This is a genomic window from Cryomorphaceae bacterium (assembly GCA_007695365.1).
Classification (GTDB): Bacteria; Bacteroidota; Bacteroidia; order Flavobacteriales_D; family SKUL01; genus SKUL01.
This window is the reverse complement of sequence record REDV01000059.1, coordinates 1-25,936: the sequence shown is the minus strand read 5'-3', so window position 1 is coordinate 25,936 and position 25,936 is coordinate 1. Positions and strand designations below refer to the sequence as shown.

Below are 25,936 nucleotides of genomic sequence, written 5' to 3'. Positions count from 1 at the left end.
GTCAGAACATATTGTAGCTAAGGCTAACCTGTGGGCTGAAACCCAGCGTACTGTGATAGCTGCTCGCCAGGTCAATAAACAGGTTTTTGAGTTTGAGGCCAAAACCAAAACTTGCCAGAGTGGGTGTGGTTCCCACGCCACCGCGCAGGTAGAGTTGTTCAATCACATGGTATTCCATTCCGATGCGCATGGAGGGACGATCGTAGATGTTTTGAAAGCCTTCAACAGCCAAAAAAAAGTTTTCGTTGAACTGATATTGGGCTCCCAGTCTGATGGCAGTTGGAATTCTCTCGTTGTTGTACTCTGCCATTTGTGTAAGGGTAGGATTGAAAACATGTGCTCCAATGCTCAGCTCATCGGTTATATCGGCCTGTAGGCCAATTTCTCCGGTAAAGTGGCTCAGATTGCCAATGCCCTCAGCAATGTGCGTGTGGTGGTAGTTGAGTTGCACCCCCATTCGGAGATTGTCGCTCAGAGGCATGGCGTAGGCAAGTCCGAATTTAGACTCGTTGTAAAGCTCGTATCCAAAGGTTGTGACACTCACGGCAAAGGTTCCGATGTCGGTAGGAAGTGCGGCAAGTCCCCCTCTCAAACTCAGCTCTCGCATCGTGAACCGGCTCTCGTAATAGATTCCGCCACCAATTTTTTCGAGGTTGGCGAGACCTGCCTGGTTGTGGTGGGCAGCCCAAATATCCTGCAAATTCACTGAAGCATGTCCGATGGCAGAAGATCGCGCTCCAACGGGAAGATTTTCATTTCCAGCCTTCAGCCAAAGGGGAAATAGCAGCAATACAATGGCAACAGGTGTTCTCATGGTTCACCGACCAAAGTACAAACATTGTTGTAAATGAAGCTTTGTGGTAAGTTACTTTTTCGAAATCCTGCAACTACTGCTTTCCCTCGAGGTTTCGCGCCGATATAAGCACCTTTTCCTTGAGCTCTTCTTTGAACGCTTCGATGCGTTTGAGCAGTGCTTGATCCGAGGCGGCGAGAATTTGAGCGGCGAGAATTCCTGCGTTGCGGCCTCCGTTGAGTGCCACGGTGGCTACGGGTACACCGGCGGGCATTTGCAAAATGGAAAGCACAGAATCCCATCCATCAATGGAATTGCGCGATTTGATGGGAACACCAATCACCGGCAGGGCGGTAATGCTCGCTGTCATGCCCGGTAAATGGGCAGCGCCACCAGCACCCGCAATAATCACCTGAATACCGCGACCTGAAGCCTGCTGAGCGTATTCAAACATACGTTCCGGGGTTCGGTGCGCCGATACCACGGTTATTTCGTGTTTCACACCCAGTGATTTCAAAACATCGGCTGCCTCTTGCATAACAGGCAGGTCCGACTGGCTTCCCATAATGATTCCAACCATCTTTATCGTTATTGGCTGCTCACGGCGACTTTGCTCACCACTCGCAGGAGTTGTTGAATTTTTTTGGCTTGATTGCGGGCTTCTTCTGCACTTTCGGCAACCACTGTAACATGGCCCATTTTGCGAAATGGCTTGGTGGTGGTTTTTCCGTAAAGGTGCACAAAGGTACCCGGCATGGCCAGTACTTCGTTGAGGTTCTCGTAGTGCACAGGACCGGTGTGGCCTTTTTCACCCAGCAGGTTGAGCATAACCGCCGGTTGGCGGAGCGTTGTATCGCCCAAAGGCATACCCAAAATGGATCTGAGGTGCTGGGCATATTGCGAGGTGATATTGGCCTCAATCGTATGGTGACCGCTGTTATGCGGACGAGGTGCCATTTCGTTAATCAGAAGCTTTCCGTCGCGGGTTACGAACATCTCTAACGCCAGCAAGCCCACCATACCCAGGGCCTCGATAACGCGTGCGGCAAGAGACTGCGCCTCCTGCTCCAACGCTGCGGGGATATCCGCCGGGGCATAAAGAAATTCTACCAGATTGGCTTCTTCGTTAAAGGACATCCCCACTGCCGGAAAACACTTTACTTCACCGGCTTCATTTCGCGCGGCAATCACAGAGATTTCCTGCTCAAAGTCCACAAGTTCTTCAAGCACAGAGGGCGCGTCAAACATCAAATGTTTATCTTCGGCGTTCCGCAGTATCTGCACTCCGCGGCCATCATAGCCACCTGTGCGCAGTTTTTGAACAATCGGAAACTGGTTGGCGCGGCCGAGGACTTCTTCAGCGTTCGCTACCAAATCAAAGGGTGCGGTTGGTAGGTTGTGGTCGGCGTAGAATTGCTTTTGCAAACCCTTGTCCTGAATCAGTCTTACCACAGCCGGCTGCGGATAAACCCGAACACCGCGCTGCTCAAGCTCTTCGAGTGCGTTTGCGTTTACGTGCTCTATCTCGATGGTAAGAACATCCTTGTCCTTGCCAAATGCCATCACGGTGTCGTAGTCGTTAAAGCTGCCGTGGGTAAAACCATGGCCAATCTGGTGGCACGGGGCTTTCGCGTCGGGGTCGAGAAAAAACATACGCACATCCAGGTTGATGGCTTCCTGTAAAAGCATGCGCCCGAGCTGTCCGCCGCCCAGCACGCCAAGCTTGAATTCTGAATTGTAGGCTGGTTTCATGGTGGGCAAAGATACCTAAACAGAACGACAGCCTTGTTATGTGCCCTCCGGTATATGATCCGCTCCTAAAAGCAAAAATGTACCTTCGTCTTCTGTGAAAAAATTGTTTGTAATTCCGGCTATTGCGTGCTTGATGTCGCTGGTGCATCAGAGTACTTCCCGGTCTTTGAATTATGCTGATTTTGCACATTTGTACCGGTCGTCGTGCGGAGCGACTGACACCAGCGATGTGCTTTTCAATCAGCAACTGCTGGATTCACTAAACAACCTTGAAGTGGCCGGTACCAGAGGCGAGTTTTTGTACCATCGCGGCTGGACCTATTATCTTCGCTTTGCGTATTGGGGAAATCCGAAAGACCTTGAAGTTTCAAAATCTATGTTTGACGAAGCGTGGCGCGAACATAAAGATATCGGCGCCCTTTGGAACCTTGGCGTGATTGCCGCCCTCGAAGGCGACTGCCACGCACTGATTGATTACACCAACACCTTTGTAAAGGAGGCTAATAAATTTCCAGATTTTGAGCTTGATGATGCTGAGGTAGCCGCTCGTTATGAGGCCTGCAAAGACGAGCAAATCTCCGAGTGACTAATTCGCTGCACCTACCATTTCAGTCCTTTTCTCAGAAGCGAGGTGCAATGCTATCTTTGTCCGCAACATTGTTTCTCAACCGCGATTCACTTTGAATATATCTCATAAATACACCCAATCGGTTCGGTTGATTCGGTTTGTCGGGCAGAAACTTTGGCAATCGGTGATGGATCTTGCACCCATTATCCTTGTGGTTGCCGTTTTTCAGTTGCTGGTCATCCAACAACCCCTGCCCGAAGTAGGAAATGTCATTTTCGGCAGCTTGCTCGTTATTGTGGGGCTGATGTTGTTTGTACAAGGTTTGGAAATGGGGTTGTTTCCCATCGGCGAAGCGATGGCGGTAGCGCTCACTAGAAAAGGAAGCCTGTTTTGGCTACTGATTTTCTCATTTTTTCTGGGTTTCGCAACCACCATTGCAGAGCCCGCATTGATTGCGGTTGCCGACGAGGCGGCGCGCGTGGCTGCTGAGGCCAAGCTAATAGGAACGACTGATGAAGCGATGCGTTCCTATGCCTTTGGTTTGCGATTTTCAGTTGCGCTCTCGGTTGGTTTTGCCATTTTGATTGGCGTATTGCGGATCCTCAAAGGCTGGCCTATTTACTACCTGATTATAGGCGGTTACGTTTTGGTGATGCTGATTACCCTGATAGCTCCCAAAGAAATTATTGGCATTGCTTACGACGCCGGTGGCGTGACTACCTCAACCATCACGGTGCCGCTGGTAACGGCGCTTGGCGTTGGCCTGGCCTCAAGTATTCGCGGCAGAAGCCCTATGGTAGATGGTTTTGGATTGATTGCCTTCGCCTCAATTGCGCCTATGATGTTTGTTATGCTGTACGGGCTGATTTTGTTCTGAGATGTTCATTTTGTTCCACATACTAATTTGTACCACATGGACTTTCTGAACAGTTTGCTGGATACACTGATGGATGTAACGCCCATTGCTTTGTTGGTGGTGTTTTTTCAGCTTTTTGTGCTTAAAGAGCCTTTTCCCAACCTTAAAAACGTGCTTATTGGGGGTGTGTATGTGGTTCTGGGTTTGACCTTTTTTCTGGTGGGACTCGAAAAGGCCCTTTTTCCTCTGGGCGAAATGATGGCCCAACAGCTCTCAGCACCCGATTTTATTGGTATAGAGCGCGCTGAGGAGGCAACCTGGAAATCTTATTTCTGGATTTACATTTTTGCTGCCACCATTGGCTTCGCAACCTCAGTTGCTGAACCATCCCTGATTGCTGTGGCCATAAAAGCCAATCAGGTTTCTGCCGGGCACATCGGTCGGTGGGGTCTTCGCCTTTCCGTTGCTTCAGGTGTGGCAGTAGCGATGGCACTTGGAACATTCCGAATTGCTGTGGGCATTCCGGCCTATTATTTTATTCTGGGAGGCTATGTGATTGTTATTCTTCAAACCATTGTGACCCCCAAAAGGCTTGTTGCTCTGGCCTATGACTCGGGAGGCGTAACCACATCTACGGTAACTGTTCCGATTATCGTTGCACTTGGCCTGGGGCTTTCCGGAGCAATTCCGGGCAGAAACCCCGCACTTGATGGCTTTGGATTAATAGCCATGGCCTGTATGTTTCCGATTATTACTACACTTGGATACATTCAATTTAAACATTGGACATCAACTACAACTCCTAAAAGCAATTAGCTATGCGTTTTAAACTCATCGTTGTTACCGTAAAAAAAGACCTCACCGAAAAGGTCATTGACACAGCAAAAGAAGCCGGTGCTACCGGCGCCACCATTATCCCCGGCCGCGGTATTGGCGGCGAAGACCGGAAAACTTTTTTCGGCCTCACCATTGAAGGGCCTACCGATGTGGTGCTGTTTCTGGTGGAAGAGCATTGCGTGCGTCGCATTTTTGAAGCCTTCGAAAAGCATTGTAACATTCGCGAACCAGGTGTAGGCATGGCACTTACACTACCCGTGGATGAAGTGGTAGGTATTGCCGATCAGATTGACAAATTTAAAGACCAGGCACGCGACCAGTATTTGTAGCATTCATAAAACTAGTTGACCATGTACTCAAATGACCCTAACCAAAAGATTACACGCGCCCGTGATGTAATGTCCAAACGCGTAGTATTTATTGACGGAATGGCAACCGCCCGCGAGGCCGCCGATTTGATGCGCCGCGAAAAAGTGGACGTACTCGTTGTGAAGAAGCGACATGCTGACGATGCATTCGGTATTGTAGCCGTGCAGGATCTCATCCGCGGAGTGGTGCTTCCTGACCGATCGCCCGATTCAGTAAACATCTACGAAATCATGACCAAGCCGGTGATTACCGTTCCGGCCGACATGGATATTCGCTACGTGGTGCGTCTGATGGTGCGAACCGGCATTAGGAGAGCTCCGGTCATCGAGAATGACGAAAAGGTTGGGATGATTTCTTTCGCCCACCTAATTCTGGAGGAGGCGATGTTTTAACCCCCCTAAGCGGATAGAGGCTGCGTTAATACCCGTGTTCCGAACGGAATACAACACCCGTGGCATCACCGGTTCGGGAGGTATCTGCCGCGGCTTCAAATTTCCCGTTGGGCTTCACCCCCACGGCGTTGAAACGCCCTATTTGCTGAATGATGCGCACCTGATGTCCTGTTTTTTCAAGTTCCCGAATCAAAGCCGAATCCGCAAGTCTTCTTTCCAGGATGATTTCATCTGGCAGCCACTGTGCATGCATTTTCGGGGCATTCACAGCCGACTGAAGATCCATTCCATGATCTATCAGATTCTGCAAGACCTGGTACACATTCGTAATGATGGTTGAGCCGCCCGGTGTGCCCAACACCCATCGCACTTTTCCGTTTTTCGTAACAATGGTTGGACTCATACTGCTCAGCATTCTTTTGCCTGGTTCAATGGCATTGGCGTCGCCGCCAACCAGCCCAAACTGGTTGGGTACTCCTGGCTGTATGCTAAAATCGTCCATTTCGTTGTTCAGAAAAAACCCTCCTCCCTCTACCACAACCTTACTTCCGAAATAGCTGTTGAGCGTTGTAGTGATGGCTACTGCGTTTCCGCGGTTGTCTATTACAGACAGGTGTGTGGTTTCAAAACTCTCAATACGCATAACTTCTCCCTCCTTGATATCCGAAGATGGGGTGGCCCGCTCAGGGTTAATACTTCGCATCCGTTCGTTCAGATACAGGGAATCGAGCAGCATATCCACCGGAACAGGATAAAAATCGGGGTCGCCAAGATGTGTTGCACGATCCGCATACACCCTGCGCGCCAGTTCGGATTTGAGGTGAATAGACATGGCAGAGTGCGGACCAAGACTGTCCCACGGAAAATGTAACCCTCCCATCAGCAACTGCGCCAATGCAATACCTCCGCTGCTTGGGGGCGGCATGCTGTACACATCGTGGTTTCGGTAGCGGAATGATACTGGCTCGCGCCATACAGGACGATAGTTTTTCAAGTCCTCATGGGTCATCCAACCGCCTCCGTTCTGCATTTCACGCACCATCAAATTTGCGGTTTCACCTTCGTAAAAATCAGCCTGACCAAGCTCGCGGATGCGTTCAAGCACGGTGGCCAAATCACTAAAATAGATACGCTCTCCTTCGCGCCATGACGTATCACGCACAAGCCATGGGTGGTGGTTATTGGCAAGGGCTATATCGTCATGGGCGCGATTGAGTCGATCTGCGCCGAAAGGCGTGAGTAAAAACCCCTCGCGGGCAAGATCAATGGCTGGCTGAATCACCTCTTTGAAAGGAAGCACGCCGTACTCATTGTGCAACAATTCCATACCCGCCACAGAGCCGGGCACTCCTACTGCCCGGTGCCCCAACAGGGATGCACCTTCCATTAAGATTCCCGAAGAATCGAGGAAGGCGTTGCGATGAGCGGCTGCCGGTGCGGTTTCACGGAAATCCAACGCACGCATTTCGCCCTGTTCCGTGCTGAAAACAGCAAAGCCACCGCCTCCAATGTTTCCGGCCACGGGATATACCACCGCAAGCGCGTAATGCGCGGCCACAGCCGCGTCAAAGGCATTTCCTCCTTTGCGCAGGATGTCGATGCCTACCTCGGTGGCAAGGGGATGCGCAGTGGAAACAGCACCGCTTTGAACATGGTTTTCAGGCTGTAAGTGTGATTCGCAGGCCAGCCAAAAAAGTGCGCTGCAAACCAACAAGGCACGGGTCAATCGCATGCGCTAAATATAAAGCGTATGGGTGGTTCCTGAGGATTGCGACTGAACTTCCAGACGAGCATTGATTTGTTCGGAGAGGTCTTCGATAAGCGATATGCCCAGTGATTTTACCGAAACAGAACGCGGGTCAAACCCCACGCCGTTGTCGGCTATGGTAAGCCTTAGTTCATCACCTGCCGACTCCAGAGTTACCAGAATCTGGTTCCCTGTATCGCCTGGCCTAAAGGCATGCTTAAATGCGTTATTGAGGATTTCCATGAGTATCAACCCAAGGTCTATGGCTCGCGCTGTTTCTATGGATGAAGGTTCGAGTTCATATTTGATTTCAATGTGTTGGCCCATTCGACCTATGCTATCTTTAAACTCGTTTACCAGGTTGGCGAGGTATTCATCGAGCCGCACCTTGATATAATTGCCTGAATGGTACAATTGCTCATGCACCCGCGCCATGGAGTGGATGCGACCTTCGCATTCGCTTAGAATACTCTGTACTTCTGGGTTTTCGCTATCCCGACCCTGCATCCGCAGCAGACTCACCAGCACGCTCAGGTTGTTTTTGATGCGGTGGTGCATTTCTTTCATCAACAGCTCTTTTTCCTTGAGCACTTCCATCAGTTCTTGTTGAATGGAGCGACGCTTCACTGTTTCGAGGGCCAGCGAAACCACTTGATTTACAGACAAGGCAAACTCTATCTCACCTTCTTTCCATTTTCTGGGGCCTTGGGTATGCTCATAGCACAACACGCCACGCAAGCGCCCCTGCATTCTGATGGGTACATCGAGTAATGCCGTAACACCGTGCTCGGCACAATATCCATCCCTGATTTCTGATGTTACAGGACTCGTTTCGACATCTTCAATAACAATTGCTTTGTTTGACTTGAGGTGCTTGTAGTAGGAAGGGATATTGCCCATAAACAATCGGTCTCCTTTCGAAAACTCTCCAGTCCGGGCATCGTAGTGACCAATGCAGTCAATGGAGTTTTCAGGGTCATTAAACAGCCAGATGTTTACGCGCGATACTTCTAAACACTCCGCCAGATGTTTACCAAGGTCAGCCATAATTTTGTCAACGGGCATGGTAAAAAGCCGCTCATTGCTGGATAGAGCCTCGATGGTATGGGCGTACTGAGAGGTCATGGGCCTGTAATTGGCTGGAAAAGTTAAGGGTAAATGTCGTGATTACCAAATTGAAATCAAAAAAATAGTTGCATTATACCTCACAGGTGCGTGCCAGCCGTTGTATATTGCGGCAATCTGCACTGCGCATTCAATGAAGAAAGTCAAAAGCGTCATATGGGCTATTGGAGAGGTCGTTCTGATAACCTTGATGCTGATTGCATTGATAGATTTACGGGTTTCGCATGAGTGTGTGCGGTGCTTCAATACTCCGGATGAGGTTCCGGCTCGCAAGCTGGCAGTTGTGCTTGGAACGGCCAAATACCGTGTTTCGGGCGGAGTGAATCTCTACTATAGGCATCGTCTGGAAGCCGCTGCGACCCTTTATCAATCGGGAAAAGTTGAGTTTTTGCTGATTAGTGGAGATAACTCCGTGAAGGAATACGACGAACCCACTACCATCAAACGCGACCTGGTGAAAATGGGCGTTCCTGCTGAGAGGATTTTTCTGGATTATGCCGGTTTCCGCACCTTCGATTCAATGGTTCGCTGCAAGGAGGTATTTGGTGAAACCAACGTGATTGTGGTATCGCAGCGATTTCACAATGAGCGGGCGCTGTACATTGCCCGCCACATTGGAGTAGATGCCATTGGTTTCAATGCCAGGGATGTAGATGCCAGCTACGGACTCAAAACCAATCTTCGCGAGAAATTTGCCCGAACCCGCATGTGGCTCGATGTGCACATCCTGAATACACAGCCAAAATTTCTCGGGCCGCGCATTGACATCGCACTTCCACAGGAAGAGGTAGAAATAGAAGATGTAGCAGCAGGGGCAGCGGAAGGCTGAGCCGCTTAGGAACTCACCTTATACTTGTCGAAAAAGGCTTCCCAGTTCCAGATGAAATGCTCCATGATTTCATTCATTTTCTTAAGGAAAATGGGGTTGGGCGTATTGAGATCGCGGAAATATTCCTCCTGGAATTCGTTGAGGTTGTATTTCGCAAACACCGCTTTAGACATGGCATAGAGCGTATTCTTTGACGGGTGGTTAAGGCGCGTCATCAGGGTTTTGTATTCCTTTACCAACGTCGCAAACTCCAACTTTTCCATGTCGTACATATTGGCCAGCTTTTCCATGCTCAGCTCAATAATACGACGGTCCTGCCCGCTGTTGAAGTACTTGGGGATGTACGAAATATTTCCGGCCACAAGTATGAGCAGAAAGGGATCGGAATTGTTGGGGTCAATTTGCGGAGAGCGGACAAAACTGGGGTCTGTACGAATGAGCTCTGCTACGTCTTCAAAACCTTTGTCAACCAAATCCACGAGCGAGTTGACAAAGATGTTTGCGATGGTGTTTTCCGTAAGTTTCTTCCGGCCAAACAGTGTTATCATATCGCTGCAATCGGGTTTTGATTGCTTACAAATGTAAGAAGTCATCTCAGGAGGTCGGGGCGCAGGTTAAAACCGATTATCCACAAAGTTATGCACGGCCCAAACGGTAACGCGCGTTACCTTCGTATCGCTTTAAGCACACTATCTTTGCTGCATGAAAACACCCGGCAAATTTGTAGCGATGCTTACCAATCGCTGCCCTTCATGTCATGAGGGGCGCCTCTTTGTGAAATCAAATCCCTATGCCTCTGGGTTTATGAACATGGAGAAAAAGTGCACCCAATGCGCAGCAAATTTCCAGCGCGAACCGGGTTTTTACTTCGGGGCTGCCTATGTAAGCTACGCTCTTACCGTGGCCCTTTGGGTGGCCGTGGTGGTGGCGCTTTATACCTTTGATTTTATCGGGCTTATTTCCTACAGCTTTTTCGAAAACCCTGTGCTAACCATTGTATTGGGTATCACGCTGCTAGTGGTGCTGCTCCCGGTGCTGTACCGCCTCAGTCGCTCGCTGTGGATACACATGTTTGTGCAGCGCAAAGTAAACTACGAGGAAGAATAGCTGCTTTTCTTAGCGTAGAATGCGATAATTTCGGTACTCACCTGCTCTCCAGCCTGTTGTATCTTCCAGCCATTTTAAGAATCGCTCTTTGAGTGAGAATTTTTTCTTTTCGGTATCCAAGCTAAGTTTCCAGTTGAGCCGTTGCAGCCTGGGATTCATCACAGCGGGGTGGCTGCCCCCAAAACGAGTGAGTGATTCAATGCCCGAGTAATCAAAGCTTTCGGCTTCACCTACCATATTTTTCACCTTATGGTCGGGATGCCAGAGTTTATTGAATTCCTGTTGCTTGGCCTGCTGGCGACGCGGGTCCTTCACCCAGCCGTAGTGGTGAACGGTGGCATTGACCGGTTTCACCCAAAGCTTTTGCCCGTTTTTGCGAAAACCCTGCGCGTCGCGGTAGGAGCGAATGGCCTTTTCCGGACGCACTGCGCGGATTTCCCGGCGATACCACCTGCGCGAATCGGCCACGTAATCGTAGGAGCCGTAAAAGTGTCGGTAGTTGAAGAGCAAACCTTCCACGCCCGGGTCATCCTTCCAGCGCTGCATGGCCGCGAGGATGGCGGCATGGTCTTTTTCGTGCAGCACCTCATCGCCCTGAATGTACAATGCCCAGTCGCTGTCGGCCGAAACAGCATCCAGCGCCTTGTTCGTTTCTTCGGCCAGCACCCTGCCGCCTTCGCGAAGTGCGTCGTTCCACTCGGTATCAACAATGCGGATTTTTGGACTGACCGCAGCTACCAAATCGCGGGTATTGTCGTTGGATTTCCCCACGGCAACCACTACATCATCGCACAGCGGAAGAATGGATTGCAGGGCCTCAACAATCGGGTAGTCAAACTTTTCGGCGTTGCGAATAAAGCTGAAACCGCTCACTTTCATTTACCCAAAGCTTTGCAGTTCAATAAGTTTTCGGTACACCCCGCCGCGATCGTACAACTCCTGGTGTTTTCCGCGCTCAATGATGGATCCGTCTTTCATCACGATGATTTCGTCGCAGTGCTGAATGGTGCTAAGGCGATGTGCGATGATCAGCGAGGTTCTGTTCTCCATCAGTCTGAAAAGGGCGTCCTGCACGAGTTTTTCCGACTCGGTATCAAGGGACGAAGTGGCTTCATCCAGAATGAGAATGGGTGGGTTCTTCAGCACGGCGCGCGCAATGCTCAATCGCTGCCGCTGTCCGCCGCTTAGTTTGCCGCCGCCGTCGCCAATGGTGGTGTAGTAGCCGTTTTCGAGTTGCTCAATAAACCCGTGGGCGTTGGCAATATGGGCAGCCCGCTCAATTTCGGCCATGGGCACATCATTCATTCCGAAGGCGATGTTCCTGTACACCGAATCGTTGAAAAGAATAGGGTTTTGGGTCACAATTCCAAAGAGATTGCGCAGGTCTGCAATTTTCAGTTGGCTGATGTCGTGCCCGTCGATGGTTATTTTTCCTATCGTGGGGTCGTAAAAACGAGGCAGCAAATCGGCCAGCGTGCTCTTGCCTGCTCCGGATTCGCCCACCAGGGCCACTGAGGTCCCTTTAGGGATTTCGAGATGGATGTCGTTCAGAACCGGTTTTTTACCGTAGGCGAAACTCACCCCCTGATAGGCGATGTTTCGCTCAAATACCTGAATGGACCTTGCATGCACGGCCTCGGCAACACTGTCGCGGGCCTGCATCACTTCTTCAATCCTGTGGAGCGCGGCTGCTCCTTTCTGAAGATTAGAATATGCTGAACTAATGGCCTGCACGGGTCTCATCACCTGTGAAAAAACAATAATAAAGCCGATAAATGCTCCTCCATCAATGGGCGCCTTGACCCCGGGGTTTAAAATGAGGTTTCCGCCGTACCATACCAGCGTGACCATCACTGCCGCGCCGAGAAATTCGCTGAGCGGCGAGGCCAAATCCAGTTTGCGATGAGCCCGCACGTTAAGTTCGTTGTAGCGGTTGTTTTGCTCCCTGAATCGCTCTTTGATAAAGGTTTGCGCGTTGAAGGCCTTGATAATCTTAACGCCACCAAGCCCTTCCTCAATGCTATTGACCAACTCACCAAACTGCTTTTGCACCTTGCCCGATGTGCGTTTCAGGCTCTTGCTCACCCGACCGATGGCCAGCGCACTAAGGGGCATCAGCACGAGCGACAAAAGCGTGAGCTGCGGACTAATAAAAAACAGCGCAGCCAGCGATATCACAATGCTGAGCGGGTCGCGAAAAAGTAATTCCAAGCCGCTCATTACACTGTAGTTCACCTCCTGCACGTCGTTGGTGAGGCGGGCTATCAAATCGCCTTTGCGCTCTTCACTGAAATAGCCCAGGGGTAAGTCTATGGTTCGGTTAAAAAGACTTTCGCGAAGGTCGCGCACCACACCGTGCCTCACCGCAGCCAAAAAGAACATGGCGAGGTAGCGAAACAGGTTTTTGAGGAAGAAAAGCAGCAGCACCACAAAGCAGATAAAAAGCAGCGAGTCGAGCTTTTCATTTTCGCGCACAAAGCTGCCCATCAGGTAGTTGAAGTATTGTTCGCCCCACTCGGTACTGAACGAAAACGCGGGCTTCTCGTAGGTGATTTCCTGTTCGCTGAAAAGCAGTCGCAAAAAGGGTATAAAAAGCAGTAGCGACAACAGGTTGAACACCACATACAAAGTGTTGCACAGCACGTTGAGCAGCGCATATCCCTTGTAATGGAGCGCAAAACCAATGATGTGCTTGAGCTTTCGCATGTTAGAGCTGGTTGATGCCGGTGTAATTCTGCGGTGTGATGGCCTTGAGCTCTTCTTTCAGGTCGGGGTCAATTTCAAGCGAGTCCACAAACGCTGTAATGGCCTCTTTGTTGATTTTGCCATGCGTACGGGTGAGGGACTTGAGCGCCTCGTAGGGTGCTTCGTAGGCCTCCCGACGCAGCACAGTTTGAATTGCTTCGGCCACCACGGCCCAGTTATTTTCGAGATCGGTATCAATGGCCTCGCGGTTAATAAGTAGCTTGTTCAGCCCTTTAAGCGTGGCTTTGTAGGCAATGAGCATGTGCGCCATTGGCATTCCTATATTGCGCAGCACGGTGCTGTCGGTAAGGTCACGCTGCAAACGGGAAACCGGCAGTTTGGCGGCCAGGTGCTCCAGCAGGGCATTGGCCACGCCGAGGTTTCCTTCGGAGTTTTCAAAATCAATGGGGTTGACCTTGTGCGGCATGGCCGACGAGCCTACTTCTCCCTCGCGGATTTGCTGTTTAAAATAATCCATTGAAATGTAGGTCCACATATCGCGGTTCAGATCGAGCACAATGGTGTTGATGCGTTTCAGGTTGTCGCACAGGGCGGCAAGGTGGTCATAGTGCTCAATCTGCGTGGTGGTTTGCGAACGCTTCAGGTTGAGGGTGTCGTTCACAAAATGGTTGGCAAAATCCATCCATTCTATCTCCGGGTAGGCCACGTGGTGCGCGTTGAAGTTTCCCGTAGCACCGCCAAATTTAGCCGCAAAGGGCACAAGTTGTAATTGCTCCAGTTGCTGCGTAAGTCGCTCCTGAAACACCTTGATTTCCTTACCTAAAATAGTGGGAGAGGCCGGCTGACCGTGGGTTCGGGCCAGCATTGGAATCTCAGACCACAATAGCGCAAGTTCTTTGAGTTTGTTATTGAGCTTTTCGAGCAGCGGAAGCACCACTTCATACATGGCGTCTTTGATGCTTGCCGGAACCGCCGTGTTGTTAATGTCCTGCGAGGTCAGCCCGAAATGCACAAACTCCTTGAACTGGCTCAGGCTCATCTCATCCAGTTTGGTTTTGATGAAATACTCCACCGCCTTCACGTCGTGGTTGGTGATGGTTTCCGTTTCCTTGATGTGCTGGGCATCGCTCAGGCTGAAGTCAAGATAGAGGTTGCGGAGCTCTTCAAAATGCTTGTGGTCGAAGAACTGTAACTGAGGCAGAGGAATTTTACAGAGCGCGATAAAGTATTCAACCTCCACCATTACGCGGTAGCGAATGAGTGCTGATTCTGAAAAATAACCGGCCAGTTCTTCCGTGGCCTTCCGGTAGCGTCCATCCACCGGCGATATGGCCTTAAGCGTGTCTAATTGCATGGTTGCGACTTAAAGGGCAAAAGTAGTGAAATTGGCCCATGGTGCGTTGAGGAGCTACGCTGCAATGGAGTGAGGCCCGATTCCACGTCAAAGTGTATTTTTAGCAGCGTCATGCAACGGTCAGACTGGTACATCGGATTGAGCACCTACCTCGAAGCCCTCGGCTTTATTCGCCGCAACAGGCTGGGCTACTTTTTTCTGTTTCCCATCCTGATTTCGTTGTTGGTATTGGTGGTGTTGTTTTATTTCAAGTCGGGATTGATTGACTACCTGAACGATTTGCTCAGCAACTGGACGGGGCTCGATCATACCCGCGATGATCTGGAAGGTTGGACGGCTACTGTGATGCGCGCTCTCGTGGCCATTTCCATTTGGATTGCCACCACCTATATATTCTGGACCTTTAACAAGTACATCGCGCTGGTGGCGTTAAGTCCGGTGCTTGCCTATCTCAGCGAAAAAACCGAAACCATTCTCACAGGAAAGGAATATCCTTTTTCGGTGAGCCAATTGATGAGCGATGCCATGCGCGGGTCAGTTGTGGCTATTCGCAATTTTGCCATTGAAATGCTGTGGATTGCAGGCTTCACCATTGTAGGACTGCTCTTTCCGCCCATCAGTCCGGTGCTGTTTATCGTGGCATTTGCAGTGAGTGCTTATTTTTACGGCTTTTCGATGATGGACTACACGAGCGAACGGCACCGGCTCAACTTGCCAAAAGGGGTACGACTCGTGCGGCGCAACCGCTTGATGGCCGTTTCGAACGGAGCACTTTTTGATTTGCTTATGCGCATTCCGGTAGTGGGAATTACTGTGGCCCCGATTTTGGGATGTGTGGGTGCAACTTTAGCGCTGCATCGCAAGTACAACCTGAACGAAAATCTTCAAAACGCACTGAACCCATGACCCTCTTACGCTTCCTACTCCTCACTCTTCTACTCTTAGCCGCCGACAACCATTTTTTGCAAGCCCAGGCAGTGGTTGAGCAGGATACGGAAGACAAAAAAGCGGGCATCATTCCCATCCGCATGGCCAACGCACGGCAAATGTTTCTCGACAGGAATGTGCGCGGGGCATTGAACGAATACCGGGTGGTGCTCGAAGCCGTGCCCGATCACGCGGCTGCTACCTTTCGGATTGGCGAGTGTCATTACGCACTCAAAAACTACGATCTGGCCAAAAAGTATCTTCAAACAGCATTGGAACTCGACGCGGATGTGCACAAGGAAATCCACTACTGGCTGGGCATGACCCATCACCGGCTTGCCGAATTGGACGAAGCCATTGAGCATTTTCGCACTTTCAGGGCAACCACGGGCAGAGCCAACAACTATTACTACGATGTTGACACCTATATTGAGCAGTGTCAGTTTGCCAAGATGATGATGCAACAACCACGAAATGTGAAGATATCAAACATGGGGCGGCAAATTAACTCGCGTTTCGATGACTACACACCTTCTATTACCGCTGATGGTTCACGGTTATTTTTTACCTCACGCCGACCCGATGTAAAGGGAGGCGGTATTGACAGACGCGGTGACTACAAGTACTTTGAGAACATATTCTTTGCAGAGCTCGACAGGAAAACCGGCGAGTGGACGGCAGCCCAACAAGTACCCGGAAAACTCAACACCACCTCTTACGACGCTGTACTCTCAGTGGCTCCCGACGGCAAGAGCATGTTTGTGTACAAGAACGATGCTTCCAGTGCCGGAAACATTCATTTTTCCAGGCTTGACGAGGAAACCGGCGAATGGTCGGAAGCGCAGAAGCTAGGGCGCCCCATCAACACGTCTTATTTTGAAAGCTCGGTGAGCGTAACTGCCGACGGCAAGTACCTGTATTTTATCAGCGAGCGCCCCGGAGGCGAAGGACAGGGCGATATTTACGTGGCAGAAAGTCGTGGCGATAACCGATGGGGCAAACCCCGAAACCTCGGTCCCTTGGTAAATACACCCGGCGACGAAAAGTTTGTGTTTGTGCATCCCAACGGTAAGCACTTGTTCTTTGCCTCCAACGGCCACCAAACCATGGGGAGCTATGATATATTTAGATGCGAACTGGTGGACGGGGAACCTAAGCGTCCAATCAACCTGGGATATCCCATCAACACGGTAAACGAAGAATCTACTTTTAGCCTTACGGCCGACAATCAAACCATGTACATCGCTGCCGAGTACGAAGGCTCTCTGGGTGAGCGCGATATTTTCAAAGTTGATTTGAGCGAGTTCAACATTTTGCAGGAGGAGGTGGTATCTCAGGTGTATTTGCAGGGCACGGTAACCAACGCCGACAACGACCGCCCCATGCGCGACGCCGCCGTGATGTTGTTTGACAGCAAAGGGCGCTCCTTGTTCGACACCCGCACCGACCGGCGGGGTGAGTTTGAGTTTAAGGTGCTTCGGGGTGAGGTTTACGAAGTGCGCGTGGAGGTTGACGGCTTCCGGCCCCTAACCGAGAAGGTGGATCTGGACAATATTGACCAGAGCCGTTTGGTGGTTAGGAGAACGTTTGGGTTGAGGTAGGGGTTTAGGGTCGAAAATTGAGAATTAGTCGTTTGCTGCGCTTAAATCCCGGCTTTGATTGTAAACAGAAACATACACAGAATAAAACACTTCGGTAGATTCGGCGGTGCCTGATAAACATAAAAACGACCATGGAAGGGTCAAGCGTGTCTTCTGGAGAACGAAACCGAGAGAGTTACGCCCCTGATGGATTCAAAGGCACCAATAACTGCACCCGTAGTTTCTGTCAGGAACCATTTACATTTTCACAAACCTCTTCACCTCCCATTGCTCATTGCTGCCGCCGCGAAGCAGGTAACTTCCTGCCGGCAAGTTACTGATATCGATTTCATGGCGTCCAGAAACCATGGTACCTTCCTGAATCAAGGCTCCACTTAAAGAAAAGATCTGCCAGGGCATGGGTTCGTACCCATTCCGCTCAAGAAAGAGCATGTTGCTGGCAGGAACAGGGTAAACTTGTAAGGGGTTTTGGTTTTCGGAATCCACATTGGTGGGAATAAGTGTGATAGCGGAAAATTCTACGTATTCGATGTTTCCACTGTTCACAGCATTGCTGAAACGCACAATCCCGGAACCTGAAGCTTCACCGTCTGCACCGGTAAAAAAGTAGAAGCTGAATGACTGCGAGCCCCCCGGAGGAATCACGGTCGTAGTAGTATTTACAGTAGGGGCTAAACATATATCCACACAAAGGGAAGTTTGCCAGGAATCAGGTGTATAGACTTCTGTACGGTTGATTTCTATGTGCACATTGTCTGTTTCGGAAAGGTTATTAATCATCACCGGAACTATGATTGTTTCACCAGGAAACCCATAACCTACCGTTCCCGCCTCTTCATCAATCACCACCTCGAAACTGCCGTTTACTCCGGCATCATTGCAGTTGGGGGTAATGTCATCAAAATACTCTCCAAGCTCACACCACAAATCGGCGGGAGGCGAATTAACCCAGGTTTGGCGTATCTGTACGATGCCATGACGATCTATGAGATAAGCATGGTTCGGCATTTGACCGTAGTTCAGCCAAAACTCATTACACGGTCCATCTACCAGAATCTGAGGTATGGGGGTATAGTTCTCCAGCATTTCATCAATGGCCTCGAGCCTGTCGCCGTAAGTTACAGCCTGACGAATAAGCACACCGTCGTCAAAATTGCGTTGGCCGGTCCACAATTGACCATTGTAAGGCGAAATGTCAATATGTGGATGGGCTTCAACCGTATAGACATAATAGGCATTCAACAAATCGCCATAGTAGTCTACGATGGCATTAATAGGCGCAATCTGATCGCGAAAACGCCAACATGAATAGTTGGATCCTACCAGTAAAACCGGTTTATTTTCCGCCAGGACCTCAGAAAGTGTTACTTCTTGTCCATCATGGGAATAAAGGGTAAAATCAGCTACTACCTCTCCTACCATATAACCTTCATTATCCATGAAGGATGGTGCCAGCGGAATAGGGCAAATAGAATCTGAAGGCTGCGGCTGCGAACTCAACCCAATGTGGGGCTCAAGGTTCTGAGCTAAGGAGATAGAAAAACTAGACAACGCGACGACAGTCGCAATGTAAAATGGTTTCATAATGGTTTCAATACAGGTTGCCCTAATAATACAAAGACCCACCTTTTCTGTTCTTGCAACCCATGGTGGATGTTGGTATCCTAAACGGCACCAACATACTTCCAAACCACTACAAACCAACTGCAGGTTTTCATCCATCGTCAGAAAGCACACACAAGCACACAATCGACGAATAGCTCTGTACGCAGGATAAACCTGCATGTATCTTCAATGTAAAAAACATCTTTTTGGGACGCCACTATGATTTAGCCTCTAAATTGCCCCGGGACTCGAAGCAAAATGGCATTTTTTGTGACTAGCATCAAAAAAACAGGCTGTATTTCGAACAAAAGTACGCGCCGCTTCATGAGCCATAGCCCGTGATAATACTTATCATTTATTACACGGTCTTATGTGTTTTCATGGATACGCATACACAGCATGATTGGGCAACAGGCACTTTAGAAGTCTTATGTTCCGCGCACACCGAACCATAACATTGAGTGTGTTTACCAGGCCAGCAAATTGGGAAATGAATTTATATTATTGATTAACAAATCCTTGCGCCCTACCATGCTATTGCCAAGACCTTAATTGGGCGAGCGTCACCACCATGTGGCAAAGGCACGTAACCTAAAACTGCTCATCAGTGCTTCACAAATCTCAACACCTGTGCAGGGTAAGCACCTATTCTTATCACGTACACTCCTTTTTGAAGGTGCGCAACCGACACATTGTTTTCACCTGTGTGAAAGTAGCCCTCATCAGTGAGACGACCCGCTGAATTAAAAATCTGCCACGGTGTGTTGTCATAACCGAGACCATCAACCCTCAGCCAGTGTGAAGCGGGATTGGGATACAATCGGATTTGCGGCTCATTTACCAACTCCAGGCTTGTAATGGTTTCGTCGCTTTGGGTACTTACTGAAAAGGTTACCCATTCTGTGTTTAAAGCGTTCGTTGCATTCTTGAACCGCACCACCGCAGACCCTTCGCCGGGTTCATGGTCCGTAAAAAAGTAAAAGGTAAACGATTGTGATTCGCCAGGTGCAATGGCTGCAGTTGTTTCGTTCACTCCAGGCGACAAACAAATATCAACACACAAAGCGGTTAGCCATGCTTGAGGAGTGTTAACAGATTCACGCATAATCTCCGTAAAGACAAAATCCGTTTCAGACAAATTCCGAATGGTAACTGGCACTATTAACGTATGTCCGGCAATACCTTCTTGAAAAGTACCCTGTTCTTCATCCACCTCAATCTCAAAAGATCCAAATGTTCCAATCTCGGCACAACCCGGAGACGGGAGCTCAAAATATTCTGTGAGTTCACACTGAATATCCAGGGGTGGCTGATTAAACCATGTATGCCGTATCTGTATCACACCATTTGGGTCAATAAGATAGGCATGATTAGCAGCTGTTCCATAATTGAGCCACCACTCATTACATGTTCCATCCAACAATATCTCAGGAACAACAGGGTCTCGCTCTGTCATAAACTGAATATTCTGAAGACGCTCACCATAGGTAGTGGGCTGGCGCAGCAATACGCTGTCTTGAAAATTGCGAGCTCCGGTGGACAATGTGCCGGAATAGGGTGATAGATCGATATGAGGATGGGCCTCAACTGTATAAACAACGAATGTCTCCATTTGGTCCTCAAAAAGCTCTGTAATGGTGTTTATGGTAGGAATTTCATCGCGAAATCTCCAACAGGTATAGCTTCCGTTCACGATCATCACGTGTTTACCCGAAGCAAGCATCTGCGATAACTGACGCTCTTCACCGAGGGTATTGTAAAGAGTGAAATCAGGTGCCACATCACCAACAAACAACCCCACTTCATGAAAGCTGCCATCATATACCGGAGGTTCACAAATTGTGTCATTCCATTCTGGTTGAGATGACACTCCTATATGGGGAAGTAAATCCTGACTGTAGGTCGAAAAAATCCATCCTGAAAAAAAGAAAATCACAAGAACTTGGCGTATCATGTCTGTATTGATTTGAATATGCTCTGATACGGTGTGGGCGCTAGCTGGTTTCCAAAAACCGACAAAGCCCGGTATTAACTCAATAAAGGTGCACAATGCCCGGACCAATCAAGGGCAAATGGTATAGTGTGTAACATATCATACGGATAGTCAACCATCCTCCTACTACCTTTGTGCATGCAAAAAATCAAGCATTTTTGGGAGCGTTACAAACAGCGAGGGCCGGTATCCATCTTTTGGGATGCAGTACTTTTGACGGTGCTCGTTCTATTGGTAATCCCCGATGGCAGAGTATGGGTTCAGCGCGGATTGATTCAAACCGGAATTTTCGGGAGCACGAAGGCCAATGAAAAGCAGGCGCTTGACGCTTCGACACTGAACTGGCAACTTGCCGACCTCAACGGCAACAGATTCGTTTTGGCGGATTTTTCGGACAAACCCTTGTTTCTGAATTTCTGGGCTACGTGGTGTGCACCTTGCCGTGCAGAGATGCCGTCTATCCTGTCATTGATGGAACAAACCGGTGGTGAAGCCCATTTTGTACTGGTTACCTACGACCCGCCCGAAAAAGTAAGGGCCTTTCTCGAAAACCACGGTTGGGACCTACCCGTGTATTTTCCCCTCCAAAACGCACCCCCTGAACTTGAGGCATCTTCGCTCCCAACTACCCTGGTCATCAACACCGCGAACGAAATCATCCACCGATCGGAAGGAATGCGGAATTGGGGAAGTAAGAAAGCCGTGGAGCTAGTAATTGGGGAAGACAGCAGGGAGCAAGAGTTTTGAGCAAGAGGAAGTCAGTTTGGAGCAACAGTTTTGAGCAAGAGTTTTGAGCAAGAGGAAGTCAGTTTGGAGCAACAGTTTTGAGCAAGAGTTTTGAGCAAGAGTTTTGAGCAAGAGGGGGGACAGTCAAGGACAGTGTGGAGTTTGAGTCTCGAGCAAGAGAGAAAGACTGTGTCATTCTAAACTCCCTCAAAACTCGAAACTCGTGCTCTTGCTGTTCCAATACCAGTTTGGAGCAAGAGTTTTGAGCAAGAGGATCGGTCCTCGATCGTGATTCATAACTCCCTCAAAACTCAAAACTCGCGCTCTTGCTGCTTTCTCTCTTGCTCAATTCTGCCTATCTTGCGTTCCGCGACACCAACCCGCTGCAACCTCATTTTGATGTTAAAATTTCCTGTATTTGTATTGATTTGTTTTTGGAGCCTGTTTTTCCATGAAATCAATGCGCAGATTGAGGAAGTGCAGCATTCGGCTAGAATAAATCAACTTTTGTTTTCCGGGCAACTCGTTGATGCCGAAAGTGAAATTCAAAAACTTCTTGCGGACACCTCAGTTTCAACGGCTTTTCAATCTGAACTTTACACCCTTCGCGGCTTTGTTTACAAAATCCGCGGTGACGTGGAACAGGCGCTCGTGTATTGGAAAAAGGCCAATGCGCTCAGAAATCAGTTATACAAGAAAGGCGACTACCGACTCGCGTGGAATTACGCCCTGCTTTCCAGTTATCACTACGAAAAAATTCACCATCTGCAGGCCAAAGCTTTTGCCGACAGTTGTCGCCTTCTGATTCAAAACCTGACGACTGAACAACAACTCGAAATTGATATTTACCGGATATGGAACATCCTTGCGCAATCGGATAAACTACTTGCCACTTATGATGGATATGAATACGACAAATGGCATCCTGTGTACTCCGAAGTTTGGAGGCTATACGAACGCTCAGTTGAATTTCAATTGGCGCACCAAACACCAAGGCACCACCTGGCCAAAACCTACCACCTGCTTGGTAATGCATACCAGGACATGATTGGTCGTGGATATCAAACACCTGGGAAAGAGCAGGAAGGTGAACAGTTTTTTGCTTCTGCGAATAAGTACTACAACCGGGCGTTGAACATTTGGGCCGAATTGTATGATGACACACACTATGAAAAGGCACTTACCCATTTTGTACAGGCCATGAGTTATTGGCGCGTCCCCATCGAAAGGCAACCTGAAAAATATTCTGCTTCGAACAAACACTTTGAAAAAGCATTGAACGCGTGGGGGATTTCAGATTCCACCAACGAGGAATTGTTGCGCGCTATCCCGAACAAGATTGATCTTTTGATGTGCCTCAGGGTTTATTCCGTGAACTTGATTGACGTATTCCACCAAACAGAGAACCCGGAATATTTTGACCGGCTGATTCAGCTCAACACCATCGCCACTTCACTTTGGAAAATTATTCACGGGGAGTTTACATCCAAACACATTAATCAGTATCTGGCCACTTATCACCTTATTCCCTACAATCTCACTTATTATCTTGAGCTGGAAAAACAACGACTGGGAAGAGATTTTTCTCTTGAAAAAATGTTTTCGGCCAATCAGCGATTGAAATACTTTGATCTTATCAAGTATTCTGACGGAGAGACACGGCCAAAGACACATCTTTCCCTTCAACAACTTCAGCAGCAGCTCAAACCGGGCGAGTGTTTCCTGGACTTGTTTCTTTACCTATCGAAACAGAACATAGTCATGGCCATATTCCCCGACACGGTGGTGACACATTCTCTGCCATTCCCCATTCGACCGCGAATCAAGAGCCTCAATGCGTCAATTATCAACCCGGACTACAACAGCTATTGTGAAAATGCGCTGAGCCTTTATGCCGACATGTTCGGCGAAATAGACTTTACGGGCATTAACAAGCTGTATATCTGTCCGTACGGCGAAACGAATAACATTCCGTTTGACGCACTGCTCTGTTCTGATGAAGGAATAGATTCCAAAGATTACCGAAAGCTGGATTACTTTATCAATCGTTTTGAAACAGAATACGTGCTTTCCTCTGCTACATTTCAGTCGAAACCGGATACGATGCCATTCTCATTGGCACTTTATGCACCGGCAGCGCTTGCCAATAGCTCATTTTCTGAATTGCCTTTTTCGCGGCAGTTGGCTAAAACAGCGGAGCAACAGAAGTGGGGAAAAGCGTTTACCGATTCGGTCATTGATATCGCTCAATTGTTCAATACCCCCGCATCGGTGGTTCACCTCAGCACGCATGGTCTTATCGAACCCGATCATTCGGAATATTCTGAATTGGTGCTGGGGCACACCAGATTGAGATTAAACGAGGTTTATCAGCACAAAATCAATTCCCATTTGGTGGTGCTGAATGCTTGTAATTCGTCGCGGGGAATAGTATTTACCGACGATGGTGTACACGGCTTTACCCGCGCTTTTTTCAGCGCCGGTGCCCGATCCGTGCTCAGCAACCTGTGGGAGGTGGACGACAAAACCTCCAATCGTATTATGGGTGAATTCTACCAGCATCTGCGCCAAGGCGAAACTTCTTCCTCCGCCTTGCGACAGGCGAAACATGCGCACATCGCACAAGCGGCAAATTCAAACCAGGCCGCGCCGTATTATTGGGCAGGGCATTGGCTGGTGGGGCGGGATATCGTGTTCGAATCTGAAGTGCTTTCCGAACCTTTTCGTTTTTGGCAAATGGCCGCTGTGGGATTGATTGTCGCGATTACGTTGGGTATATGGTGGCGAAAACGGTGATTTGAACCGAAACAATTCATTGGTCTTTAGCCCATTGTATAACATGGGTTGAATGGCAAGAATGCTAAATGAATCAGGTAATCTTTCCCATAATATCATTGTTTGGCGTTTAAAACCCGGGGCACACTGTCCTGGCTATTGACGAAACATTTACGATGACATTCGGCAAGCGTGAAAAACTCGCCCTCCTCGGAATATGCACAATCTCCATTTAAACATTGAAAACGTTCACTCTTGTATTTCGCCCAACCTATCAATAGAGTCGCCACGATAATAAAAAACGTAGTTCGATCGAAATGACTTCTTACAAACAAATGAATGATACTAAACAGCAGTTTTCTGTGCATTTCAATTTAGGCTGATCATTAAAACTTCTGTTTATCCATCGAAATAGTAAACAGTAAGCGACTTTAACGCCTAAATTTTCAGCAATAATTCTTTTGCCTTACTTTCACACCCAGATTGTGCCTTCATCAGACGGTTTAGAATAATGGAAGTAGAGTCAGGCTCATTTTTTATCATAAATATTAATGCCCGTCTAAACTCACTTTCGGGAAACCAACGTGAATATTCAGGTACTCTACTGAAATGCTCCAACGCTTCAGTGTAATTCTCTTGTTTAAAATGCACAATACCCAGGAAATACAGCGCGGTATCCGAAGAAGAAATTTCCGTGAGTAATGCTTCGGCTTCTGCCCATTGACTTTGTTTATAGGCATTCATTGCGGCATCATACTTACCTGCTGTGCTCATTTTTACCGGCAGGCCTTCCTCCTCTGGCCAGTATTGTAGTGCCAGTTCTTTGTACTTGTGATCGTGGGAAAAATTGTGGTAAACAGACAACCCAATGAGCAACACGGCGGCCACCGATGTACCTATCCAGACCAGCTTTCTGAAGTTAATCACACCGGGAGATTTACTATCCAGCTCTTTGTCAATTTCCTTAAAATTATCCCGAAGTTCATTGCGATAATGCTCCTGAATGCCTTTTTCAATAAGCCGGAACCGGGCAAAAGCTTCCCCAAAATCCGTATCGTACGATAAGCGCGCTTCAAAATCTTTCTTCTCCTGATCGGAAAGTTCTCCCCGTCCATAGGACTCAAACAAGATGATATATTCTTCGGGTATGTTCATCAAAGCAACAATAACAATGTCATTCTCTTCAATTCAGTCAGCAACTTTTTCATCGACAGCAACTTTTTCGATTTGGCCGTATCGGCATTTTTGTATCCCATTTCACGGGCAATACTATCCATATCATAGTTGTGGTAGTAATACAACTTCAAAACTTTCCGGCAGTCTTCGGGGAGTTTTTCAAGTGCCTTACCAATTTGTTCCTGAATAGACTCTAAACGGTCTTCGTTCATATAATCTTCGAATTCTTTCCCTTGAATCAATTGAAGATCGTTATCGTAAGTCAGGCGTCGCTCCTTTTTCAGAAGATTGAGGATTTTGTGTATTCCGAGCTGGAACAAATAAGACCGGACACTACAGGTAAGCTCCGTCAGCTTTTTACTGCAAATGTTTTGATGAAAGGCAATCAGAGCTTCCTGAAAAGCATCCTTGGCCTGCTCCTCATTGGCACCAAAATCCCGTCGCACCATTTTTATAAAGGCATCACGATGTATACGGTACAGTTCACCAAGACATCTGTTGTTACCTCGTAGAATTTCTGCGATGATATAATTGTCGTCGGATTTCAGTTGGGTTGGTTCCTGTGGTTATGCAAAACAAATATACGATTTAGAGGATTGAGCAAGAGTCTTGAGCAAGAGGGAAAACAGTTTGGAGCAAGAGTATAGAGCAAGAGGAGGACAGGATTGAGCAAGAGGGAGCCGATCGAGATTCCCTCA

24 protein-coding genes are annotated in these 25,936 nt (G+C 48.6%); 11 read left to right on the top strand and 13 right to left on the bottom strand.

The features are described 5' to 3' along the window. Window position 1 precedes the first annotated feature (1 nt). From EA392_03700 to EA392_03690, 3 genes are all read right to left on the bottom strand, one after another. Complete coding sequence (locus EA392_03700; protein TVR40523.1) at window positions 2-814, bottom strand: hypothetical protein; 813 nt, start codon at window positions 812-814, stop codon at window positions 2-4. Between the two features lie 73 nt (window positions 815-887). Beyond that, complete coding sequence (gene purE / locus EA392_03695; GenBank protein ID TVR40522.1) at window positions 888-1,373, bottom strand: 5-(carboxyamino)imidazole ribonucleotide mutase; 486 nt, start codon at window positions 1,371-1,373, stop codon at window positions 888-890. An 8-nt stretch (window positions 1,374-1,381) separates the two neighbouring features. Continuing rightward, entirely contained in the window at window positions 1,382-2,545 is a 1,164-nt protein-coding gene (locus tag EA392_03690) for a 5-(carboxyamino)imidazole ribonucleotide synthase (GenBank protein ID TVR40521.1), read from the bottom strand. A 94-nt stretch (window positions 2,546-2,639) separates the two neighbouring features. On the opposite strand from EA392_03690, the gene EA392_03685 reads away from it, so the two are divergent. The 5 genes from EA392_03685 (at window position 2,640) to EA392_03665 (ending at window position 5,567) form a co-directional block, all read left to right on the top strand. Then, on the top strand, window positions 2,640-3,131 hold the full coding sequence (locus tag EA392_03685; GenBank protein TVR40520.1) for a hypothetical protein: 492 nt from the start codon (window positions 2,640-2,642) through the stop codon (window positions 3,129-3,131). Between the two features lie 169 nt (window positions 3,132-3,300). Further along, entirely contained in the window at window positions 3,301-3,990 is a 690-nt protein-coding gene (locus tag EA392_03680; protein ID TVR40519.1) for a DUF1538 domain-containing protein, read from the top strand. Window positions 3,991-4,026: 36 nt separating this feature from the next. Then, window positions 4,027-4,785 carry a DUF1538 domain-containing protein gene (locus EA392_03675; protein ID TVR40518.1) on the top strand — a complete coding sequence of 253 codons (759 nt, stop codon included), beginning with the start codon at window positions 4,027-4,029 and terminating at the stop codon, window positions 4,783-4,785. A gap of 2 nt (window positions 4,786-4,787) precedes the next feature. Continuing rightward, window positions 4,788-5,135: a P-II family nitrogen regulator gene (locus tag EA392_03670; protein TVR40517.1), complete on the top strand. Its 348-nt coding sequence runs from the start codon at window positions 4,788-4,790 to the stop codon at window positions 5,133-5,135. Between the two features lie 21 nt (window positions 5,136-5,156). Next, on the top strand, window positions 5,157-5,567 hold the full coding sequence (locus EA392_03665; protein ID TVR40516.1) for a CBS domain-containing protein: 411 nt from the start codon (window positions 5,157-5,159) through the stop codon (window positions 5,565-5,567). A 25-nt stretch (window positions 5,568-5,592) separates the two neighbouring features. On the opposite strand, the gene ggt is transcribed toward EA392_03665, so the two are convergent. Then, window positions 5,593-7,299 (bottom strand): gamma-glutamyltransferase, encoded by a 1,707-nt coding sequence (gene ggt / locus EA392_03660; GenBank protein ID TVR40515.1) that lies wholly within the window; start codon window positions 7,297-7,299, stop codon window positions 5,593-5,595. A gap of 3 nt (window positions 7,300-7,302) precedes the next feature. After that, a complete protein-coding gene (locus EA392_03655) occupies window positions 7,303-8,439 on the bottom strand; it encodes a GAF domain-containing protein (protein TVR40514.1) in 1,137 nt (378 codons plus the stop codon). Window positions 8,440-8,572: 133 nt separating this feature from the next. On the opposite strand from EA392_03655, the gene EA392_03650 reads away from it, so the two are divergent. Next, window positions 8,573-9,268, top strand: coding sequence for a vancomycin high temperature exclusion protein (locus EA392_03650; protein ID TVR40513.1), 696 nt, complete (start codon window positions 8,573-8,575; stop codon window positions 9,266-9,268). 5 nt (window positions 9,269-9,273) lie between these two features. Here the strand turns inward: EA392_03650 and EA392_03645 are convergent, their stop codons facing one another. Then, on the bottom strand, window positions 9,274-9,816 hold the full coding sequence (locus EA392_03645) for a hypothetical protein (GenBank protein ID TVR40512.1): 543 nt from the start codon (window positions 9,814-9,816) through the stop codon (window positions 9,274-9,276). 154 nt (window positions 9,817-9,970) lie between these two features. Here EA392_03645 and EA392_03640 point away from each other — a divergent pair, with 154 nt between their 5' ends. After that, a complete protein-coding gene (locus EA392_03640; GenBank protein TVR40511.1) occupies window positions 9,971-10,375 on the top strand; it encodes a DUF983 domain-containing protein in 405 nt (134 codons plus the stop codon). Window positions 10,376-10,384: 9 nt separating this feature from the next. Here EA392_03640 and EA392_03635 read toward each other — a convergent pair whose 3' ends face one another. Genes EA392_03635 through EA392_03625 form a run of 3 tightly spaced genes read right to left on the bottom strand, consistent with a single transcriptional unit; the run spans window position 10,385 to window position 14,435 of the window. Continuing rightward, window positions 10,385-11,254 carry a glycosyltransferase family 2 protein gene (locus tag EA392_03635; GenBank protein ID TVR40510.1) on the bottom strand — a complete coding sequence of 290 codons (870 nt, stop codon included), beginning with the start codon at window positions 11,252-11,254 and terminating at the stop codon, window positions 10,385-10,387. Then, the gene (locus EA392_03630) at window positions 11,255-13,081 is read right to left on the bottom strand and encodes an ABC transporter ATP-binding protein (protein ID TVR40509.1); all 1,827 of its coding nucleotides are present in this window, start codon (window positions 13,079-13,081) and stop codon (window positions 11,255-11,257) included. A gap of 1 nt (window position 13,082) precedes the next feature. Beyond that, complete coding sequence (locus EA392_03625) at window positions 13,083-14,435, bottom strand: adenylosuccinate lyase (protein ID TVR40508.1); 1,353 nt, start codon at window positions 14,433-14,435, stop codon at window positions 13,083-13,085. 111 nt (window positions 14,436-14,546) lie between these two features. On the opposite strand from EA392_03625, the gene EA392_03620 reads away from it, so the two are divergent. Next, window positions 14,547-15,341, top strand: coding sequence for a hypothetical protein (locus EA392_03620; GenBank protein ID TVR40507.1), 795 nt, complete (start codon window positions 14,547-14,549; stop codon window positions 15,339-15,341). Beyond that, window positions 15,266-16,963 carry a tetratricopeptide repeat protein gene (locus EA392_03615; protein ID TVR40506.1) on the top strand — a complete coding sequence of 566 codons (1,698 nt, stop codon included), beginning with the start codon at window positions 15,266-15,268 and terminating at the stop codon, window positions 16,961-16,963. Before EA392_03620 ends, EA392_03615 begins: the two co-directional genes overlap by 76 nt. A gap of 237 nt (window positions 16,964-17,200) precedes the next feature. On the opposite strand, the gene EA392_03610 is transcribed toward EA392_03615, so the two are convergent. Together EA392_03610 and EA392_03605 are read right to left on the bottom strand one after the other, a co-directional pair. Continuing rightward, the gene (locus EA392_03610) at window positions 17,201-18,748 is read right to left on the bottom strand and encodes a T9SS C-terminal target domain-containing protein (GenBank protein ID TVR40505.1); all 1,548 of its coding nucleotides are present in this window, start codon (window positions 18,746-18,748) and stop codon (window positions 17,201-17,203) included. A 424-nt stretch (window positions 18,749-19,172) separates the two neighbouring features. Next, window positions 19,173-20,618 carry a T9SS C-terminal target domain-containing protein gene (locus tag EA392_03605; GenBank protein TVR40504.1) on the bottom strand — a complete coding sequence of 482 codons (1,446 nt, stop codon included), beginning with the start codon at window positions 20,616-20,618 and terminating at the stop codon, window positions 19,173-19,175. Between the two features lie 81 nt (window positions 20,619-20,699). On the opposite strand from EA392_03605, the gene EA392_03600 reads away from it, so the two are divergent. After that, complete coding sequence (locus EA392_03600) at window positions 20,700-21,308, top strand: TlpA family protein disulfide reductase (protein ID TVR40503.1); 609 nt, start codon at window positions 20,700-20,702, stop codon at window positions 21,306-21,308. Window positions 21,309-21,686: 378 nt separating this feature from the next. Further along, window positions 21,687-24,083, top strand: coding sequence for a CHAT domain-containing protein (locus tag EA392_03595; GenBank protein TVR40502.1), 2,397 nt, complete (start codon window positions 21,687-21,689; stop codon window positions 24,081-24,083). A 417-nt stretch (window positions 24,084-24,500) separates the two neighbouring features. Here EA392_03595 and EA392_03590 read toward each other — a convergent pair whose 3' ends face one another. Further along, on the bottom strand, window positions 24,501-25,217 hold the full coding sequence (locus tag EA392_03590) for a tetratricopeptide repeat protein (GenBank protein TVR40501.1): 717 nt from the start codon (window positions 25,215-25,217) through the stop codon (window positions 24,501-24,503). Continuing rightward, window positions 25,217-25,786 (bottom strand): sigma-70 family RNA polymerase sigma factor, encoded by a 570-nt coding sequence (locus tag EA392_03585; GenBank protein TVR40500.1) that lies wholly within the window; start codon window positions 25,784-25,786, stop codon window positions 25,217-25,219. Before EA392_03585 ends, EA392_03590 begins: the two co-directional genes overlap by 1 nt. Window positions 25,787-25,936: the final 150 nt, after the last annotated feature.

What these genes read in the sequence shown, in the direction of transcription:
- EA392_03600 (TVR40503.1), top strand. Translation starts at nt 20,700, where the DNA reads ATGCAAAAAATCAAGCATTTTTGGGAGCGTTACAAACAGCGAGGGCCG.
- EA392_03635 (TVR40510.1), bottom strand. Translation starts at nt 11,254, where the DNA reads ATGAAAGTGAGCGGTTTCAGCTTTATTCGCAACGCCGAAAAGTTTGAC.
- EA392_03665 (TVR40516.1), top strand. Translation starts at nt 5,157, where the DNA reads ATGTACTCAAATGACCCTAACCAAAAGATTACACGCGCCCGTGATGTA.
- ggt (TVR40515.1), bottom strand. Translation starts at nt 7,299, where the DNA reads ATGCGATTGACCCGTGCCTTGTTGGTTTGCAGCGCACTTTTTTGGCTG.
- EA392_03590 (TVR40501.1), bottom strand. Translation starts at nt 25,217, where the DNA reads ATGAACATACCCGAAGAATATATCATCTTGTTTGAGTCCTATGGACGG.
- EA392_03670 (TVR40517.1), top strand. Translation starts at nt 4,788, where the DNA reads ATGCGTTTTAAACTCATCGTTGTTACCGTAAAAAAAGACCTCACCGAA.
- EA392_03700 (TVR40523.1), bottom strand. Translation starts at nt 814, where the DNA reads ATGAGAACACCTGTTGCCATTGTATTGCTGCTATTTCCCCTTTGGCTG.
- purE (TVR40522.1), bottom strand. Translation starts at nt 1,373, where the DNA reads ATGGTTGGAATCATTATGGGAAGCCAGTCGGACCTGCCTGTTATGCAA.
- EA392_03680 (TVR40519.1), top strand. Translation starts at nt 3,301, where the DNA reads ATGGATCTTGCACCCATTATCCTTGTGGTTGCCGTTTTTCAGTTGCTG.
- EA392_03650 (TVR40513.1), top strand. Translation starts at nt 8,573, where the DNA reads ATGAAGAAAGTCAAAAGCGTCATATGGGCTATTGGAGAGGTCGTTCTG.
- EA392_03610 (TVR40505.1), bottom strand. Translation starts at nt 18,748, where the DNA reads ATGCAGGTTTATCCTGCGTACAGAGCTATTCGTCGATTGTGTGCTTGT.
- EA392_03675 (TVR40518.1), top strand. Translation starts at nt 4,027, where the DNA reads ATGGACTTTCTGAACAGTTTGCTGGATACACTGATGGATGTAACGCCC.
- EA392_03615 (TVR40506.1), top strand. Translation starts at nt 15,266, where the DNA reads ATGTGTGGGTGCAACTTTAGCGCTGCATCGCAAGTACAACCTGAACGA.
- EA392_03595 (TVR40502.1), top strand. Translation starts at nt 21,687, where the DNA reads ATGTTAAAATTTCCTGTATTTGTATTGATTTGTTTTTGGAGCCTGTTT.
- EA392_03630 (TVR40509.1), bottom strand. Translation starts at nt 13,081, where the DNA reads ATGCGAAAGCTCAAGCACATCATTGGTTTTGCGCTCCATTACAAGGGA.
- EA392_03625 (TVR40508.1), bottom strand. Translation starts at nt 14,435, where the DNA reads ATGCAATTAGACACGCTTAAGGCCATATCGCCGGTGGATGGACGCTAC.
- EA392_03690 (TVR40521.1), bottom strand. Translation starts at nt 2,545, where the DNA reads ATGAAACCAGCCTACAATTCAGAATTCAAGCTTGGCGTGCTGGGCGGC.
- EA392_03645 (TVR40512.1), bottom strand. Translation starts at nt 9,816, where the DNA reads ATGATAACACTGTTTGGCCGGAAGAAACTTACGGAAAACACCATCGCA.
- EA392_03620 (TVR40507.1), top strand. Translation starts at nt 14,547, where the DNA reads ATGCAACGGTCAGACTGGTACATCGGATTGAGCACCTACCTCGAAGCC.
- EA392_03640 (TVR40511.1), top strand. Translation starts at nt 9,971, where the DNA reads ATGAAAACACCCGGCAAATTTGTAGCGATGCTTACCAATCGCTGCCCT.
- EA392_03655 (TVR40514.1), bottom strand. Translation starts at nt 8,439, where the DNA reads ATGACCTCTCAGTACGCCCATACCATCGAGGCTCTATCCAGCAATGAG.